This window comes from Pseudomonas sp. NPDC089918, from assembly GCF_050280605.1.
Taxonomy (GTDB): Bacteria; Pseudomonadota; Gammaproteobacteria; order Pseudomonadales; family Pseudomonadaceae; genus Aquipseudomonas.
The window spans coordinates 139,381-156,804 of record NZ_JBNNVP010000004.1 but is presented as its reverse complement, the minus strand read 5'-3'; the positions used below and the strand labels follow the sequence as shown (position 1 = coordinate 156,804).

General features: G+C 60.6%; 14 protein-coding genes. 9 read left to right on the top strand and 5 right to left on the bottom strand.

Going from position 1 to position 17,424, the window contains the following annotated elements; all coding sequences use genetic code 11:
- Positions 1 to 40: 40 nt before the first annotated feature.
- The 4 genes from ACQKPC_RS04870 to gatC form a co-directional block, all read right to left on the bottom strand.
- Positions 41 to 415, bottom strand: coding sequence for a septal ring lytic transglycosylase RlpA family protein (locus ACQKPC_RS04870; protein WP_048396578.1), 375 nt, complete (start codon positions 413 to 415; stop codon positions 41 to 43).
- A 149-nt stretch (positions 416 to 564) separates the two neighbouring features.
- Entirely contained in the window at positions 565 to 2,010 is a 1,446-nt protein-coding gene (gene gatB / locus ACQKPC_RS04865) for an Asp-tRNA(Asn)/Glu-tRNA(Gln) amidotransferase subunit GatB (RefSeq protein ID WP_427623361.1), read from the bottom strand.
- 10 nt (positions 2,011 to 2,020) lie between these two features.
- Positions 2,021 to 3,472, bottom strand: a complete 1,452-nt coding sequence (gene gatA, locus ACQKPC_RS04860) for an Asp-tRNA(Asn)/Glu-tRNA(Gln) amidotransferase subunit GatA (RefSeq protein WP_427623359.1) — start codon at positions 3,470 to 3,472, stop codon at positions 2,021 to 2,023.
- Positions 3,473 to 3,488: 16 nt separating this feature from the next.
- On the bottom strand, positions 3,489 to 3,776 hold the full coding sequence (gene gatC / locus ACQKPC_RS04855; RefSeq protein ID WP_007901429.1) for an Asp-tRNA(Asn)/Glu-tRNA(Gln) amidotransferase subunit GatC: 288 nt from the start codon (positions 3,774 to 3,776) through the stop codon (positions 3,489 to 3,491).
- Positions 3,777 to 3,986: 210 nt separating this feature from the next.
- Here gatC and mreB point away from each other — a divergent pair, with 210 nt between their 5' ends.
- From mreB to tldD, 8 genes are all read left to right on the top strand, one after another.
- A complete protein-coding gene (gene mreB, locus ACQKPC_RS04850) occupies positions 3,987 to 5,024 on the top strand; it encodes a rod shape-determining protein MreB (protein WP_002555108.1) in 1,038 nt (345 codons plus the stop codon).
- Positions 5,025 to 5,166: 142 nt separating this feature from the next.
- On the top strand, positions 5,167 to 6,297 hold the full coding sequence (mreC, locus tag ACQKPC_RS04845) for a rod shape-determining protein MreC (RefSeq protein ID WP_427623421.1): 1,131 nt from the start codon (positions 5,167 to 5,169) through the stop codon (positions 6,295 to 6,297).
- Positions 6,297 to 6,788: a rod shape-determining protein MreD gene (mreD, locus tag ACQKPC_RS04840; protein ID WP_007901481.1), complete on the top strand. Its 492-nt coding sequence runs from the start codon at positions 6,297 to 6,299 to the stop codon at positions 6,786 to 6,788. The genes mreC and mreD overlap by 1 nt, the downstream gene beginning before the upstream one ends.
- A gap of 89 nt (positions 6,789 to 6,877) precedes the next feature.
- Positions 6,878 to 7,474: a Maf family protein gene (locus tag ACQKPC_RS04835; protein WP_427623356.1), complete on the top strand. Its 597-nt coding sequence runs from the start codon at positions 6,878 to 6,880 to the stop codon at positions 7,472 to 7,474.
- Between the two features lie 57 nt (positions 7,475 to 7,531).
- Positions 7,532 to 8,989: a ribonuclease G gene (rng, locus tag ACQKPC_RS04830; protein ID WP_008067330.1), complete on the top strand. Its 1,458-nt coding sequence runs from the start codon at positions 7,532 to 7,534 to the stop codon at positions 8,987 to 8,989.
- Positions 8,990 to 9,064: 75 nt separating this feature from the next.
- Positions 9,065 to 12,868, top strand: coding sequence for a YhdP family protein (locus ACQKPC_RS04825; protein ID WP_427623354.1), 3,804 nt, complete (start codon positions 9,065 to 9,067; stop codon positions 12,866 to 12,868).
- A 186-nt stretch (positions 12,869 to 13,054) separates the two neighbouring features.
- On the top strand, positions 13,055 to 13,909 hold the full coding sequence (locus ACQKPC_RS04820) for a carbon-nitrogen hydrolase family protein (RefSeq protein WP_427623352.1): 855 nt from the start codon (positions 13,055 to 13,057) through the stop codon (positions 13,907 to 13,909).
- A 12-nt stretch (positions 13,910 to 13,921) separates the two neighbouring features.
- Positions 13,922 to 15,364, top strand: a complete 1,443-nt coding sequence (tldD, locus tag ACQKPC_RS04815) for a metalloprotease TldD (RefSeq protein WP_427623350.1) — start codon at positions 13,922 to 13,924, stop codon at positions 15,362 to 15,364.
- 48 nt (positions 15,365 to 15,412) lie between these two features.
- Here tldD and yjgA read toward each other — a convergent pair whose 3' ends face one another.
- Entirely contained in the window at positions 15,413 to 15,937 is a 525-nt protein-coding gene (yjgA, locus tag ACQKPC_RS04810) for a ribosome biogenesis factor YjgA (RefSeq protein WP_007901505.1), read from the bottom strand.
- 108 nt (positions 15,938 to 16,045) lie between these two features.
- Between yjgA and pmbA the strand changes: the two genes are divergently transcribed.
- A complete protein-coding gene (pmbA, locus tag ACQKPC_RS04805) occupies positions 16,046 to 17,392 on the top strand; it encodes a metalloprotease PmbA (RefSeq protein ID WP_427623348.1) in 1,347 nt (448 codons plus the stop codon).
- Positions 17,393 to 17,424 lie beyond the last annotated feature (32 nt).

Genomic DNA, 17,424 nt, shown 5'->3' with positions numbered 1-17,424 from the left:
GGTAAATCGGCAAGTCCGAAAATAGTCAGCGCTCCGTCTATCAGTCGTCGAGGGCTTGCACGCGAACTTTCGCGGTGCCACTGCGCAGCATGCCCAACTGTTCGGCCGCTTCACGTGACACGTCGATCAGGCGCCCACGAGAGTATGGCCCGCGGTCGTTGACGCGCACCACGCAGGACCTGTCGTTATTAAGGTTGGTAATCTTCACCCGGGTGCCGAACGGCAACTGGCGATGGGCGGCGGTCAGGCCGTGCTGGTTGAAACGCTCGCCGCTGGCGGTGCGTTTGCCATGGTGTTTGGCGCCGTAATACGAAGCTACGCCGGTCTTGTCGTAGCCGTGTGGATCAACAACATCCGTGCTGGCGCAACCGGCCAGCAGAGAGAGCAGGGCGCAGGCACTGAGCAGACGCTTCATTTAGAAAGCTCCCAAAAACAAATGTGGGAGCGAGCCTGCTCGCGATGGCGGACTGTCAGTCACATCAATGATGGATGTGCCGCCGTCATCGCGAGCAGGCTCGCTCCCACAAGGGGTAGAGCCAGGCTTTAAAACTGGCTCCATTGCAATCAGCCTTCGAGCTTGCTTTTAAGCAGTTCGTTGACCTGTTGCGGGTTGGCCTTGCCTTTGGAGGCTTTCATGGCCTGGCCGACGAAGAAGCCGAACATCTTGCCGCGTTTGGCTTCGTCTGCCGCGCGGTATTGTTCGACCTGCTCGGCGTTGGCCGCGAGCATTTCGTCCAGCACCGCCGAGATCGCGCCGGTGTCGGTCACTTGCTTGAGGCCGCGCTTGTCGATGATCTCGTCTGCGCTGCCTTCGCCGTTGGCCATGGCTTCAAACACCACCTTGGCGATTTTGCCGGAGATGGTGTTGTCCTTGATGCGCAGCAGCATGCCGCCCAGTTGCTCGGCCGAAACCGGCGACTGGTCGATGTCCAGGCCTTGCTTGTTCAACAGGCTGCCCAGTTCAACCATTACCCAGTTAGCCGCCAGTTTGGCGTCGCCGCCGATGCTCGCGACTTTTTCGAAGTAATCGGCTTGCTCGCGGCTGGTGGCCAGGACGCTGGCGTCGTAGACCGACAGACCGAACTGTTCCTGGAAACGCTCGCGTTTTTGCGGTGGCAGTTCTGGCAGGGTGGCGCGCACGTCGTCGAGGAACGAGTCTTCGATGACCACCGGCAACAGGTCCGGATCGGGGAAGTAACGGTAGTCGTTGGCTTCCTCTTTACTGCGCATCGGACGGGTTTCGTCCTTGTTCGGGTCGTACAGGCGGGTCTGCTGGATCACCTTGCCGCCGTCTTCGATCAGCTCGATCTGGCGCTGCACTTCACTGTTGATCGCCTTCTCGATGAAGCGGAACGAGTTGACGTTCTTGATCTCGCAGCGCGTGCCGAATTCAACCTGGCCCTTTGGACGGATCGACACGTTGCAGTCGCAACGCAGCGAACCTTCGGCCATGTTGCCGTCGCAGATGCCGAGGTAGCGCACCAGCGCGTGGATGGTCTTGACGTAGGCCACGGCTTCCTTGGCGCTGCGCATGTCCGGCTCGGAAACGATTTCCAGCAGTGGCGTACCCGCACGGTTCAGGTCGATGCCGGTGGCACCGGTGAATTCTTCGTGCAGGCTTTTGCCGGCGTCTTCTTCCAGGTGCGCACGGGTCACACCGACACGTTTGATCGTGCCGTCTTCCATGGCGATGTCCAGGTGGCCCTTGCCGACGATAGGCAATTCCATCTGGCTGATCTGGTAGCCCTTGGGCAGGTCCGGGTAGAAATAGTTTTTACGGGCGAACACGTTGTGCTGACCGATCTCGGCATCGATGGCCAGACCGAACATCACCGCCATGCGCACCGCTTCCTGGTTCAGCACCGGCAATACGCCGGGCATGCCGAGATCAACCAGGCTGGCCTGGGTGTTCGGCTCGGAACCAAAAGTGGTGGAGCTACCGGAAAAGATTTTCGACCGGGTGGTGAGCTGGGTGTGAATCTCCAGCCCGATCACGACTTCCCATTGCATGTGTTTCTCCTCAGAAGCCGGTTGGGGTGCGGGTGTGCCAGTCAGTGTTCAACTGATACTGGTGCGCAACGTTGAGCAAGCGGCCTTCCTGGAAATACGGGGCGAGCAACTGCACGCCGACCGGCAGGCCATCGACAAAACCTGCAGGCATGGACAAGCCCGGCAGACCGGCGAGGTTGGCGGTGATGGTGTAGACGTCTTCCAGGTACGCAGCGACCGGGTCGCTGTTCTTGGCGCCGAGCTTCCAGGCCGGGTTCGGCGTGGTTGGGCCGAGGATGATGTCGACCTCATTAAAGGCAGCCATGAAGTCGTTCTTGATCAGGCGACGGATTTTCTGCGCCTTCAGGTAGTAGGCGTCGTAGTAACCGGCCGACAGCGCGTAGGCACCGACCATGATCCGGCGCTGCACTTCCGGGCCGAAACCTTCGCCACGGGAACGCTTGTACAGGTCTTCCAGGTTTTTCGGGTCTTCGCAGCGATAGCCGAAACGCACGCCGTCGAAACGCGACAGGTTGGAAGACGCTTCCGCCGGGGCGATCACGTAGTACGCAGGGATTGCGTGCTGCATGTTCGGCAGGCTGATTTCCTTGACCACGGCGCCGAGCTTTTTCAGCTCTTCAACGCTCGCCATGACCAGGTCAGCGATGCGTGGGTCCAGACCTGCGCTGAAGTATTCCTTCGGCACGCCGATGCGCAGGCCTTGCAGCGAACCGTTGAGGCCGGCGCTGTAATCAGGCACGGGCTCGTCGATGCTGGTGGAGTCCTGCGGGTCGAAACCGGCCATGCCTTGCAGCAGGATCGCGCAGTCTTCGGCGGTGCGGGCCAATGGGCCGCCTTGATCGAGGCTGGACGCGTAGGCAATCATGCCCCAGCGCGAAACACGACCGTACGTCGGTTTCAGGCCGGTGAGGTTGGTCAGCGCGGCGGGCTGACGAATCGAACCGCCGGTGTCGGTGCCGGTGGCTGCCGGCAACAGGCGCGCGGCAACTGCAGCAGCCGAACCGCCAGACGAACCGCCCGGAACGTGTTCCAGATTCCACGGGTTTTTCACTGCGCCGTAGTAACTCGACTCGTTGGCCGACCCCATGGCGAATTCGTCCATGTTGGTCTTGCCCAGGGTCACGGCCCCGGCAGCAGCCAGTTTGGCGACTACGGTGGCGTCGTACGGTGCTTTGAAGTTGTCGAGCATCTTCGAGCCGCAGCTGGTGCGGATGCCCTGGGTGCAGAACAGGTCTTTGTGCGCGATCGGCGCGCCGAGCAGGGCGCCGCTCTCACCGTTGGCCCGACGAGCGTCAGCGGCTTTCGCCTGCTGCAGCGCCAGGTCTTCGGTGAGGCTGATGAAACTGTTGAGCTGCGGGTCAAGCTGGGTGATACGCGCCAGCAGGACTTTGGTCAGCTCTTCGGAAGAAAACTTTTTATCGGCGAGTCCGCGGGCGATCTCGGCCAGAGTCAATTGATGCATTGCAGGCTCTTTCCCTTTAGTCGATGACTTTCGGAACCAGATACAGGCCGTTTTCGACCGCTGGTGCGATGGACTGATAGGCCTCGCGATGATTGGTTTCGGTCACGACGTCTGCACGCAGGCGCTGGCTCGCTTCCAATGGGTGGGCCAGCGGCTCGATACCGTCGGTATTGACCGCTTGCATTTCGTCGACCAGCCCGAGAATGCTGTTCAGGGCCGAAGTGATGTGTGGAAGATCGGCATCATTGAGGCCAAGGCAGGCCAAATGAGCGATTTTTTCCACGTCGGAGCGTTCAAGCGCCATGGGATTCTCCAGTGGAAAACAGAACGGACGGCGTCCGTGTGTTAGATTGTCGGAACACTACCGCATTTCTACGGTCTCAAGGCCGCGATTGTGGGGCTTGGTGCACAGAAAAGCGGCCAATTTAACATATTGGCGCCTTGCCCAAAATCCCTGTCGTTGTTAGAGTTTGCCGCACTTTTTTACCCACGCGTTGCCTAGGGTCCCTTTCCCATGTTCAAGAAACTGCGTGGCATGTTTTCCAGCGATCTTTCCATTGACCTGGGCACTGCCAACACCCTTATTTACGTGCGCGAGCGCGGTATCGTCCTGAATGAGCCATCGGTTGTGGCTATTCGGACACACGGTAACCAGAAAAGTGTCGTCGCTGTCGGCACCGAGGCCAAGCGCATGCTCGGCCGTACGCCGGGCAACATTGCTGCCATTCGTCCGATGAAGGACGGTGTGATCGCCGACTTCAGCGTCTGCGAAAAAATGCTGCAGTACTTTATCAACAAGGTTCACGAAAACAGCTTTCTGCAGCCTAGCCCTCGTGTGCTGATCTGCGTTCCCTGCAAATCCACCCAGGTTGAGCGACGTGCCATCCGTGAATCGGCCCTTGGTGCCGGTGCCCGCGAAGTGTTCCTGATCGAAGAGCCGATGGCTGCTGCAATCGGTGCCGGTCTGCCGGTGGAAGAAGCTCGCGGTTCGATGGTTGTCGATATCGGTGGCGGTACCACTGAAATCGCGCTGATATCCCTCAACGGTGTGGTCTATGCCGAATCCGTACGGGTTGGCGGCGACCGCTTCGACGAAGCGATCATCACCTACGTGCGTCGCAACTACGGCAGCCTGATCGGCGAATCCACCGCCGAGCGCATCAAACAGGAAATCGGTACGGCTTACCCGGGCGGCGAAGTTCGCGAAGTCGACGTTCGTGGCCGTAACCTGGCCGAAGGCGTTCCACGCGCATTCACCCTGAACTCCAATGAAGTGCTGGAAGCTCTGCAAGAGTCCCTGGCCACCATCGTTCAGGCCGTGAAAAGTGCACTGGAGCAATCGCCTCCGGAGCTGGCATCGGATATCGCCGAACGTGGTCTGGTACTGACCGGTGGTGGCGCCTTGCTGCGCGACCTCGACAAGTTGCTGGCCCAGGAAACCGGTCTGCCGGTGATCGTCGCCGAAGACCCGTTGACCTGCGTTGCACGCGGCGGTGGCCGTGCATTGGAAATGATGGATAAACACACCATGGATCTGCTTTCCAGCGAGTAAGTCGCCGGATCGCCTCTATGCTGTTGAGCGCGCAGGCAGCACTTTGCAGTGCTGCCTGTTGCGTTTATCTTCTGTCAGTCTGCATCCAGGCCGGTTTGATGCCGTATGAATAAAGAGAACATTTGCCTGGGAGGAGCGGCTTATTAAACCGCTTTTCACCAAAGGCCCCTCACTGGGCGTGCGCTTGTTGGTGCTGGCCGTGCTATCGGTCGCGCTGATGGTGGTCGATGCCCGCTTCACACTGCTCAAGCCAGTGCGTAGCCAAATGTCGCTGGTGCTGATGCAGTCTTACTGGATCACCGACCTGCCGCAGCGGCTATGGCAAGGTGTGGCCAGCCAATTTGGCAGCCGGACCGAACTGGTCGCCGAAAACGAAAAACTCAAAACCGAAAACCTGCTGTTGCAGGGGCGCATGCAAAAGCTGGCCGCCCTTACCGAGCAGAACGTTCGGCTGCGCGAGTTGCTCAACTCTTCCGCGCTGGTCAACGAAAAGGTCGAAGTGGCCGAGTTGATCGGCATGGACCCCAACCCCTTTACCCATCGCATCATCATCAATAAAGGTGAGCGCGACGGTGTGATCCTCGGTCAGCCGGTGCTCGATGCCCGCGGCCTGATGGGGCAGGTGGTCGAGTTGATGCCGTATACCTCCCGCGTACTGTTGCTGACTGACACCACTCACAGCATTCCGGTGCAGGTGAACCGTAACGGTCTGCGGGCGATTGCCAGCGGCACCGGTAACCCGGAGCGCCTTGAGCTGCGTCATGTGGCCGATACCGCCGACATCAAAGAAGGCGATTTGCTGGTCAGCTCCGGCCTCGGTCAGCGTTTCCCGGCGGGTTACCCGGTGGCGACGGTCAAGGAAGTGATTCACGATTCCGGTCAACCGTTCGCCATCGTCCGTGCGGTGCCGACCGCTGCATTGAACCGCAGCCGTTATCTGTTGTTGGTATTCAGTGACGGACGCACGCCTGAGGAACGCGCCAACGACGCCGCCCAGGCTCAGGAAGCGCTGGACCAGCATGGCGGTGGGCCGATCATTCCCGCAACCGTGCCCAAACCTGCCGTGTCGGTGATACCGGCTGCCGTTGCTGCTCCGGCTGTTCCGGCGGCTGCACCTGCTGCCGCAACCCCGGCAGCCGCTCCTCATGCTGCCAGTAAGCCACCCGCGTCGGCACCGGCCGCCGTCAAACCACCGGCGGCCCAACCCGCTGCCGTGAAGCCAGCTGCCAAACCGCCTGTCTCCGCGCCGGCTACCACTGGGGGAAGAGAATAATGGGCGGTACCACTTCCTCCCGAAATGGCTGGATGGTCTGGTTGACCTTTGCCATTGGCATGCTGCTCAGCGTTTCGCCGTTGCCGCAATTCATGGAAATCCTGCGGCCTCTATGGCTGGCCTTGCTGTTGGCCTTTTGGGCGCTGGCCCTGCCGCAGAAAGTCGGCATGGTGACCGCCTGGTGCCTGGGGCTGGCCGAAGATGTGCTGTATGGCACGTTGCTGGGCCAGAACGCGTTGATCCTCACACTCATTACCTTCCTGGTGCTATCGCTGCAACAGCGCCTGCGCATGTTCCCGATGTGGCAACAGAGCCTGGTGATCCTGGTGATCTTCGGCCTCGCCCAACTGGTTCAGTTGTGGCTGAGCGCCCTGACCGGCAATCGTCAGCCGACCCTGGCACTGGTGTTGCCGGCACTGGTCAGTGCGTTGCTCTGGCCCTGGATCAGCTACGGTTTGCGCGGTTTGCGTCGACGCTACAAAATCAATTAATTCGGTCAGGCATGTGCTCGCACCGGTGCCCTGTCTCGACAAAAAGGAACAGTATTTGTGAGACAGGGCGCTAGCAGGGAGATGTCTTGATGAAACAGCTGTACCTCGCCTCAGGCTCGCCGCGTCGGCGTGAACTGCTCACGCAAATCGGCGTGTCGTTCTCCGTCATCAGCGCGGACATCGATGAAACCCCCTTACCTGAAGAATGCCCATTGGCCTATGTCGAGCGTCTGGCGCGCGGCAAGGCCGAGGCCGGGCATGGCACGGTCGTGTCCGACGCCGATTTCTGCGTGCTGGGTGCCGACACCGCCGTGGTGCTGGACGGGAAAATTCTCGGCAAGCCGGTGGACGAAGCCGACGCATGCGCCATGCTTATGCTGTTGTCCGGGCGCGAACATGAAGTGCTGACCGCGATTGCGGTGCGCAATGGCGAGCGTTGCGAGTCTTTGGTGGTGCGTAGCCTGGTGCGTTTTCGCAACATCGACCCCGACGAAGCAGCGGCCTATTGGGCCAGCGGCGAACCCCGGGACAAGGCTGGCGGTTACGGGATTCAAGGACTGGGCGCGGTGTTCGTCGCCGGGCTCAACGGCAGTTACTCGGCGGTGGTCGGATTGCCCCTGTGCGAAACCTGCGAGCTACTCGGCCATTTCGGCATACCCTGTTGGCAAACCTTTAACGCGCGTTGAGCGTCGTACTGACAAGATGCGGCCATTATCGTGAACATGCCTGAACGAGACCCTGCCATGAGTGAAGAGATCCTGATCAACATCACGCCGATGGAATCGCGCGTGGCGGTGGTCGAAAACGGTGTCCTGCAAGAGGTCCATGTCGAGCGCACGCAAAAGCGCGGGATCGTCGGCAACATCTATAAAGGCAAAGTCGTGCGGGTACTGCCAGGCATGCAGGCCGCCTTCGTCGATATCGGTCTGGACCGCGCCGCGTTCATTCATGCCTCGGAGATTTCTCTTCGCGAAGGCCCGACGGTCGAAAGCATCAGTGCGCTGGTTCATGAAGGTCAAAGCCTGGTGGTGCAAGTCACCAAGGACCCGATCGGCTCCAAAGGCGCACGCCTGACCACGCAACTGTCGATTCCGTCGCGCTATCTGGTGTACATGCCGCGCACCGCCCACGTCGGCATTTCCCTGAAGATCGAGGACGAAGCCGAGCGCGAACGTCTCAAGCAGGTGGTCACCGACTGCGTGGCCAAAGAAGGCATCAAGGAGGCCGGCGGTTTCATTTTGCGTACTGCTGCCGAAGGCGCCGGGGCCGATGAAATCCTCATGGATATCCGCTATCTGCGCAGGCTCTGGGACCAGATCAACGAACAGATCAAGACCATCAGCGCGCCGAGTGTGATTTACGAAGACCTCGGCCTTGCGCTACGCACCTTGCGTGACCTGGTGAGCCCGAAGATCGAGAAGATCCGCATCGATTCCCGGGAAACCTTCCAGAAAACCACGCAATTCGTCGCCGAATTGATGCCGGAGATTGCCGACCGTCTGGAGCATTACCCTGGCGAGCGGCCGATCTTCGACCTGTACGGTGTCGAAGACGAAATCCAGAAAGCCCTGGAGCGCAAGGTACCGCTCAAATCCGGCGGCTATCTGGTGGTCGATCCAGCGGAAGCCATGAGCACCATCGACGTCAATACCGGGGCCTTTGTCGGTCATCGCAACCTCGAAGAAACCATCTTCAAGACCAACCTCGAAGCCGCCACCGCCATTGCCCGTCAGCTGCGCCTGCGTAATCTGGGTGGGATTATCATCATCGACTTCATCGACATGGAAGATGAAGAGCATCAGCGTCAGGTGTTGCGAACCCTCGAGAAGCAACTGGAACGCGATCACGCCAAGACCAACATCATCGGCATTACCGAGTTGGGCCTGGTGCAGATGACCCGCAAGCGCACCCGTGAAAGTCTTGAGCAAGTGCTGTGCGAACCGTGCAGCAGCTGCCAGGGTCGCGGCAAACTCAAGACCCCGGAAACCGTGTGCTACGAGATCTTCCGCGAAATCCTGCGTGAGGCCCGGGCCTATCAGGCTGAAGGCTATCGGGTGCTGGCGAATCAGAAAGTGGTCGACCGCTTGCTCGACGAAGAGTCGGGCAACGTCGCCGAGCTCGAAGGCTTTATCGGGCGCACCATTCGGTTCCAGGTGGAAACCATGTACTCCCAGGAACAATACGACGTGGTGTTGCTCTGAATCGTTGTGTTTCACCTCCACTAGAACGGCTGGCCTCAGCTTTTTGCAGTATTTTTGCCATGGGAGCCAAGTGACATGGAGCGTCTGACACGCATTTTGGCCGCACTGACCCGCTGGGGTCTGGGCCTGTGTGCGTTGGTTTTGGTGCTGATGGCGCTGTTCGTCAGCCTTGGCCGAGAGCTGACGCCGCTGGTGGCCGAGTACCGTGCCGACGTCGAAGACAAAGCCAGCGATGCCTTGGGCATGCCCCTGCAGATCGGCAAGCTGGAAGGCAACTGGAGCGGCTTCGCCCCGGTTCTTTTGGCCCATGACGTGATGGTTGGCGCGGGTTCCAATGCCTTGCGCCTGGATCAGGTGCGCGCGGTGCCGGATCTCTGGGCCAGCCTGCTGGCGCGCGAAGTGCGCATTGCACACCTGGAACTCAACGGCCTGAAGATCAGCCTCAAGGAAGGTGAGGACGGTCATTGGGCGCTGGAGGGTTTGCCAGTGCAGCAGGACCAGCCGCTGAACCCGGAGCAACTGCTCAATCGCATGCAGATGGTCCAGCAGCTGTCGGTACTCGATAGCCAGATCACTTTGCAGCCGTTGGGGGAGTCGCCGCTGACCCTGACGTACGTCGGCCTGAATCTGAAAACCGGTCCATCCCGCCAGCGGCTCGATGCCCGTTTGACCCTGCCCGACGGCCAGCCGGTGGCGATGAGCCTGCGCACCCGTTTGCGCGCTGCCCAATGGAAGGACGGCGAAGCGGACGCTTACCTGAGCCTGCCGCAAAGTGATTGGTCGAAATGGTTGCCTGAGCGCCTGACCCAGCAATGGAATTTTTCCGAGATCAAGGCCGGTGGCGAGTTCTGGATTAACTGGAGCAAGGGCACCGTGCAACGCGCCGCGATTCGTTTGAACGCGCCGCAACTCAAGGGCGCCTATGCCGAGCGCAAGCCGATCCAGATCAACAACCTGGCTCTGAACGGGTATTTCCAGCGCAGTTCCACAGGCGTTCTGGTGACCCTGGATTCTCTGGCCATGAGCCTGGGTGACACCCGCTGGGAATCGAAACTGCAATTTCAACAAACGGCGGCGACAGACAAGGTGCCAGAGCTCTTGCACCTGCAAGCCGACCGTCTCGATCTCACACCGCTCACTCCGCTGCTGAACGCGCTGGGCCCACTGCCCGAAGGTGTCGCCACGGCGGTCGAGCGGCTCAAGGTCACCGGAGTTTTGCGCAACGTGCTGATCGACTTCCGCCCAGGCGCTACCGATGACAGCAAATTCAGCTTTGCCGCCAATCTGGAAAAGGTCGGCTTCGACGCCTATCGCGGTGCACCAGCGGTGCGAAATGTCAGCGGCAACATCAGCGGCGACCTCGGGCAGGGCGAGCTGCGCATGGACAGCAAGGATTTCTCCCTGCACCTGGACCCGATTTTCGCCAAGCCATGGCAGTACATTCAGGCCAACGCCCGGTTGACCTGGAAACTCGACAAAGAAGGTTTCACCCTGATCGCACCGTACCTGAAGGTACTGGGCGAGGAGGGCAAGATTGCCGGCGACTTCCTGATCCGCCTGCATTTCGATCACACCCAGGAAGACTACATGGACTTGCGGGTCGGCCTGGTCGACGGCGACGGTCGCTACACCGCCAAGTACCTGCCGACGGTTCTCAGCCCGGGGCTGGACGAATGGCTGCGCACCGCGATTCTCAAAGGCGCCGTGGATGAAGGCTTCTTCCAGTACCAGGGTTCGCTGAACCACGGCGCCGCCGAAACGGCTCGCAGCATCAGCCTGTTTTTCAAGGTCCACGATGCCGAGCTGGCGTTTCAGCCGGGCTGGCCGCATGTCAGCAAGGTCAGCGGCGATGTGTTCATCGAAGACAGCGGCGTGCGGATCCTCGCGAGCGAGGGCCAATTGCTCGACACCCAGGTCAGCGACGTCTACGTCAATATTCCTCGTGTGCCTGCCGGGCAGAGCACTCATCTGTTCCTCGATGGCGCGTTCGCTGGCGGGTTGGGCGATGGCCTGAAGATTCTGCAAGAAGCGCCAATCGGCACCGCCGACACGTTCGCTGGCTGGGAAGGCGAGGGCGATCTGCAAGGCAAGCTCAAACTCGATATCCCGCTGGTCAAAGGCGAGCAGCCGAAAATCCTCGTCGACTTCAAAACCGCCAAGGCCCGTTTGAAGCTCAGTGAGCCCACCCTGGAACTGACGCACCTCAAGGGTGATTTCCGTTTCGACAGCACCAAGGGGCTGAGCGGGCAAAAGATCACGGCGCGAGCCTTCGACAAGCCGGTGACCGCACAGATCTTCGCTGAAGGCAGCCCGGGCAAGCTCAACACTCGGGTCACGGCAACGAGTGAGGTCGAGGTCAAAAAGCTGACTGAATGGCTGAATGTCACTCAGCCATTGCCGGTGACGGGGACGATCCCTTATCAGCTGCAACTGAACCTTGATGGCGCAGACAGCCAATTGATGGTCAGCTCCAACCTCAAAGGCGTGGCGGTGGATTTGCCGGCACCGTTCGGCATGGCGGCCGATGTCGGGCGCGATACCGTGTTCCGCATGACCCTGCAGGGGCCGGAGCGGCGTTACTGGGCCACCTATGGTGAACTGGCGAGTTTCACGTTTGCGGCACCGACCGGCAATTTCGCCGACGGTCGCGGCGAGTTGTTTCTCGGTGGCGGCAGTGCCGTGTTGCCCGGCGCCAAAGGCTTGCGCGTGCGTGGGGTACTGTCCGAGCTGGATCTCGCCCCTTGGCAGGATCTGGTGAGCAAATACGCTGGCCAGGATCCTGGCGGCAGTGCCAAACAGTTGCTCAGTGGCGCGGATTTGAAGGTTGGAAAACTCACTGGTTTCGGCACCACCCTCGATCAGGCGTCGGTGCAGTTGACGCGTAAACCGACCGCGTGGGCCTTGCAACTCGACAGTCAGCAAGCCAAGGGCAGCGTCGGAATTCCCGATGCGAAAGCCGCACCGATTGCGGTCAATCTGCAATACGTACGTTTGCCGGCACGAGACCCTACCGCGCTGGCTGACGAGAATTCGCCGGATCCGCTGGCCACGGTGGACCCGACGAAGATCCCGGCGCTGGATGTCACTATTAATCAGCTGTTCCAGGGGCCGGATCTGGTGGGCGGGTGGCACCTGAAGGTTCGGCCGACCGACAAGGGCGTCGCCTTCAATGCCCTTGATCTGGGCCTCAAGGGCATTCTCTTGCGGGGCAGCGGTGGCTGGGAAGGCGTGCCGGGTAACTCCAGCAGTTGGTACAAGGGCCGAGTCAGTGGCAAGAACCTTGCCGACGTGCTCAAGGGCTGGGGTTTTGCACCGAGCGTCACCAGCGAAGAGTTTCACATGGACGTCGATGGTCGTTGGCCTGGGTCACCCGCGTGGCTGGCCACCAAACGCTTCTCCGGCAGCCTTGATGCGTCACTGAATAAAGGTCAGTTTGTTGAAGTCGAGGGCAGCGCTCAGGCGCTGCGGGTATTTGGTCTGCTCAACTTCAACTCAATCGGCCGCCGCTTGCGCCTGGACTTTTCCGACCTGTTCGGCAAAGGCTTGAGCTATGACCGGGTCAAAGGCCTGCTGGTCGCCAGTAACGGGGTCTACGTGACCCGTGAACCCATTCTGCTGACCGGGCCGTCGAGCAATGTGGAGCTCAATGGCACACTGGACCTGGTGGGTGATCAGGTCGATGCCAAGTTGTTGGTGACTTTGCCGGTGACCAACAACCTGCCGATTGCCGCGCTGATCGTCGGTGCACCGGCTGTCGGCGGGGCGCTATTCCTGATCGATAAGCTGATCGGTGACCGCGTGGCGCGCTTTGCCAGCGTCAAATACACCGTCAAAGGCCCATGGAAAGAACCGAAAATCACCTTCGACAAGCCTTTTTGAATTCTTTTTGAAAAAGCACTCTTCGGGCCTATGGAGTAGCATGTTTTCATGCGACGCCGCATACCCCTGCAGGAGCTGCCGCAGGCTGCGATCTTTTGACTTCAAAGTTCAAGGTCAAAAGATCGCAGCTTCGTTTCACTCCGCAGCTCCTACAGGTATGCGTAGATTTCACATAGGGAATAGGCCATGTCTGTAGCGGTGATTCAAATGGTCAGCCAGAGCGACGTGCTGGTCAATCTGGCCCAGGCCCGTCGTCTGCTTGAGCAGGCGGCGACCGGTGGCGCGCGGCTTGCCGTGCTGCCGGAAAACTTCGCTGCCATGGGCCGGCGCGACATTGCTGACATCGGCCGCGCCGAAGCCTTGGGCGAAGGCCCGATCCTGCCGTGGTTGAAACAGACCGCCCGCGACCTCAAGTTATGGATAGTGGCCGGCACATTGCCGTTGCCGCCAGTGGATCAACCGACGGCCAAAGTGCATGCATGCTCGTTGCTGGTGGATGACCGCGGCGAAACCGTTGCACGGTATGACAAGCTGCACCTGTTCGACGTAGACGTGGCGGATAATCGCGGGCGTTATCGCGAATCCGATGACTATGCTTATGGCAGTGGTGTGGTTATTGCCGACACTCCGGTCGGTCGAGTCGGCCTGACGGTGTGTTATGACCTGCGTTTCCCGGAGCTGTACAGCGAATTGCGTGCGGCCGGCGCGGAATTGATTACCGCGCCGTCGGCCTTTACCGCGGTGACCGGCGCGGCCCATTGGGATGTGCTGATTCGCGCGCGGGCTATCGAGACTCAGTGTTATGTGCTCGCGGCCGCTCAGGGTGGGATGCATCCGGGGCCACGAGAAACCTTTGGTCATGCCGCGATTATCGACCCATGGGGACGTGTGCTGGCGCAACAGGATCAAGGCGAGGCCGTGCTGCTGGCCGAGCGCGACAGCAGCGAACAGGCGTCTATCAGGGCGCGGATGCCGGTGTCCACTCACCGGCGCTTTTTCTCGCAGGGCGCCCAGCGACCTGCATCAGAACGACGAATTTAAGGCGTAAAGCATATGAGCGAGTTGTTGTCCTCCGTCAGTGAACACCTCCTGGCGCCCGGCGGCGTAACGATCGAGAGCCTGCAAGGTGTGCTCGGCGATCTGGCCGGCCCGGGCATCGATGCCGCCGACCTGTATTTCCAGGGGCAGATTTCCGAATCCTGGGCGCTGGAAGACGGGATCGTCAAGGAAGGCAGCTTCAATCTTGACCAAGGTGTCGGCGTGCGTGCGCAATCGGGTGAGAAGACCGGTTTCGCCTACAGCAATGCGATCACCCTCGAAGCGCTGGGCGCGGCAGCCCGTGCAGCCCGTTCGATCTCCCGGGCCGGGCAGAACGGCACTGTGCAGGCATTCACCACCCAGGATGTCGCCCAATTGTACGGGCCGGATAACCCGCTGGAAGTGATGACCCGTGCCGAGAAAGTCGAACTGCTCAAGCGCATCGACGTGGCGACTCGCGCCCTCGACCCGCGTATCCAGCAAGTCACCGTGAGCATGGCCGGGGTCTGGGAGCGGATTTTGATTGCTTCCACCGACGGCGGGCTGGCGGCGGATGTGCGACCACTGGTGCGTTTCAACGTCAGCGTGATCGTCGAGCAGAATGGTCGTCGTGAACGCGGCGGTCATGGCGGTGGCGGTCGTACCGATTACCGCTATTTCCTCAGCGACGACCGCGCCATGGGCTATGCCCGCGAAGCGTTGCGTCAGGCGCTGGTGAATCTGGAAGCGATCCCGGCCCCGGCCGGTACGTTGCCGGTGGTGTTGGGTTCCGGTTGGTCAGGCGTGTTGCTGCACGAAGCTGTCGGTCATGGCCTGGAAGGCGATTTCAACCGCAAGGGCAGTTCGGCCTACAGCGGGCGCATGGGCGAGATGGTTGCCTCGAAGCTCTGCACCATCGTCGATGACGGCACCCTCGCCGGGCGCCGTGGTTCGCTGAGCGTCGACGACGAAGGCACCCCGACCGAGTGCACCACGCTGATCGAAAACGGCGTGCTCAAAGGTTATATGCAGGACAAGCTTAATGCGCGTCTGATGGGCGTGGCCCGCACCGGCAACGGTCGTCGGGAGTCCTATGCGCACCTGCCGATGCCGCGCATGACCAACACTTACATGCTCGGTGGCGAAAGCGACCCGGCGGAAATCATCGCCTCGGTGAAGCGCGGCATCTACTGCGCCAACCTCGGCGGTGGCCAGGTGGACATCACCAGCGGCAAGTTCGTGTTCTCCACCAGCGAGGCGTACCTGATCGAAGACGGCAAGATTACTGCCCCGGTCAAAGGTGCGACGTTGATCGGCAACGGGCCGGAAGCCATGAGCAAGGTGTCGATGGTCGGTAACGATCTGGCGCTGGACAGCGGTGTGGGCACGTGTGGCAAGGATGGGCAGTCGGTGCCGGTGGGTGTCGGCCAGCCAACGCTGAAAATCGATGCGATCACTGTGGGTGGCACAGGATCTTGAGGGATGGAGCTTCGGGTGAACCGCGTAGCGACTCACCCGATTCGGGACTTAACGCAGACCGCGTTGAGTCTCGTCCAGCTCACGGATGTACTTGAAGATTTTACGGCTCGAAGCCGGTGGCTTGTTGGTCGCCAGTTCGTGCTGGGCCTGACGGATCAGGGAGCGCAATTGCTGACGATCAGCTTCCGGGTAGTCGAGCACGAACTTCTCCAGGACTGCATCGTCGCCCGCGATCAAGCGATCGCGCCAGCGTTCCAGGCCATGGAAACGTTCGTTGTACTGCCGAGTGGAGGCATCGAGTTGATCGAGCAGAGTCAGAATGGCGTCAGTGTCCTGATCGCGCATCAGTTTGCCGATGAACATAAGGTGCCGTTTACGCGCGATATTCGCGGTGTGCTTGGGCGCATCGGCCAGGGCCCGGCGCATAGCGTCGGTCAATGGCAGTTTTGCCAGCAAGTCAGGCTTGAGCGTTGTAAGGCGCTCGCCGAGGTCAACCAGAGCATGCAGCTCGCGTTTAACCTGGGATTTGCTTTTTTCTCCCGTATCGAGGGAGTCGTCGTAAGAATCAACCATGGTGGCCGTCCGCAAAGAAACGCCGCCATGATAACCAGTCGGGGGCCGCTTGTCCGGCCCGGTCGCTCGAAGGCCCCAGCCGAAAGCAGAATTTGAGTGGAGAACAGCATGAGTGCAGTTGAAAGCGTCGGCCCACAAGCGTTGCCGGCACTGCAAGAACAAGTCGAGCAGATCATCGCTGAAGCCAAGCGCCAGGGCGCCAGTGCCTGTGAAGTGGCCGTGTCGCTGGAGCAGGGCTTGTCGACCACGGTGCGTCAGCGGGAAGTCGAAACCGTTGAGTTCAATCGCGATCAGGGCTTCGGCATCACCTTGTACGTAGGCCAGCGCAAGGGCTCGGCCAGCACATCGGCCAGCGGCCCGGAAGCGATTCGCGAAACCGTCGCCGCGGCACTCGCCATCGCCAAGCACACGTCTGAAGACGAAGCCTCGGGCCTGGCGGATGCCGCGCTGATGGCCAAGGATCTGCAGGATTTCGACCTGTTTCATCAATGGGACATTACCCCGGAGCAAGCCATCGAGCAGGCCCTGGCCTGTGAAGCGGCGGCGTTTGCCGCCGACAGCCGGATCAAGAATGCCGACGGCACCACCCTCAGCACTCACCAGGGCTGCCGGGTTTACGGCAACAGCCACGGTTTTATCGGTGGCTACGCGTCGACTCGTCACAGCCTCAGTTGCGTGATGATCGCCGAAGCCGATGGCCAGATGCAGCGCGATTACTGGTATGACGTGAACCGTCAGGGCAATTTGCTGGCCTCTCCGGAGAGCATCGGCCAACGTGCCGCGCAACGGGCGGCGAGCCGCCTGGGCGCGCGTCCGGTGCCGACTTGCGAAGTGCCGGTGCTGTTTTCTGCGGAACTGGCCGGTGGCTTGTTCGGCAGTTTCCTGTCGGCGATTTCCGGTGGCAGTCTGTACCGCAAATCCTCGTTCCTCGAAGGCACCCTGGGGCAGAAGCTTTTCCCGGAATGGCTGACCATCGATGAGCGTCCGCATTTGATGCGCGCTCTGGGCAGTTCGGCCTTCGACGGCGATGGCCTGGCGACCTACGCCAAGCCCTTCGTGGAGAAGGGCGAGTTGGTGTCCTACGTACTCGGCACCTACTCCGGTCGTAAGCTAGGCATGCCGAGCACCGCCAACGCCGGCGGCGTGCACAACCTGTTCGTCACCCACGGCGATGAAGATCAGGCAGCCTTGCTGCGCCGCATGGGCCGAGGCTTGCTGGTCACCGAACTGATGGGGCAGGGCCTGAACATGGTCACTGGCGATTATTCCCGGGGCGCGGCGGGTTTCTGGGTCGAGAACGGCGAAATCCAGTTCGCGGTGCAGGAGGTGACTATCGCCGGCAATATGCGTGACATGTTCAAGCAGATCATCGCAGTTGGTAATGACCTGGAACTGCGCAGCAATATTCGCACCGGGTCGGTGTTGATCGAGCGGATGACGGTGGCGGGTAGCTAAGCCTCAGATCGCTGCACAAAAAGGCGCGCCAC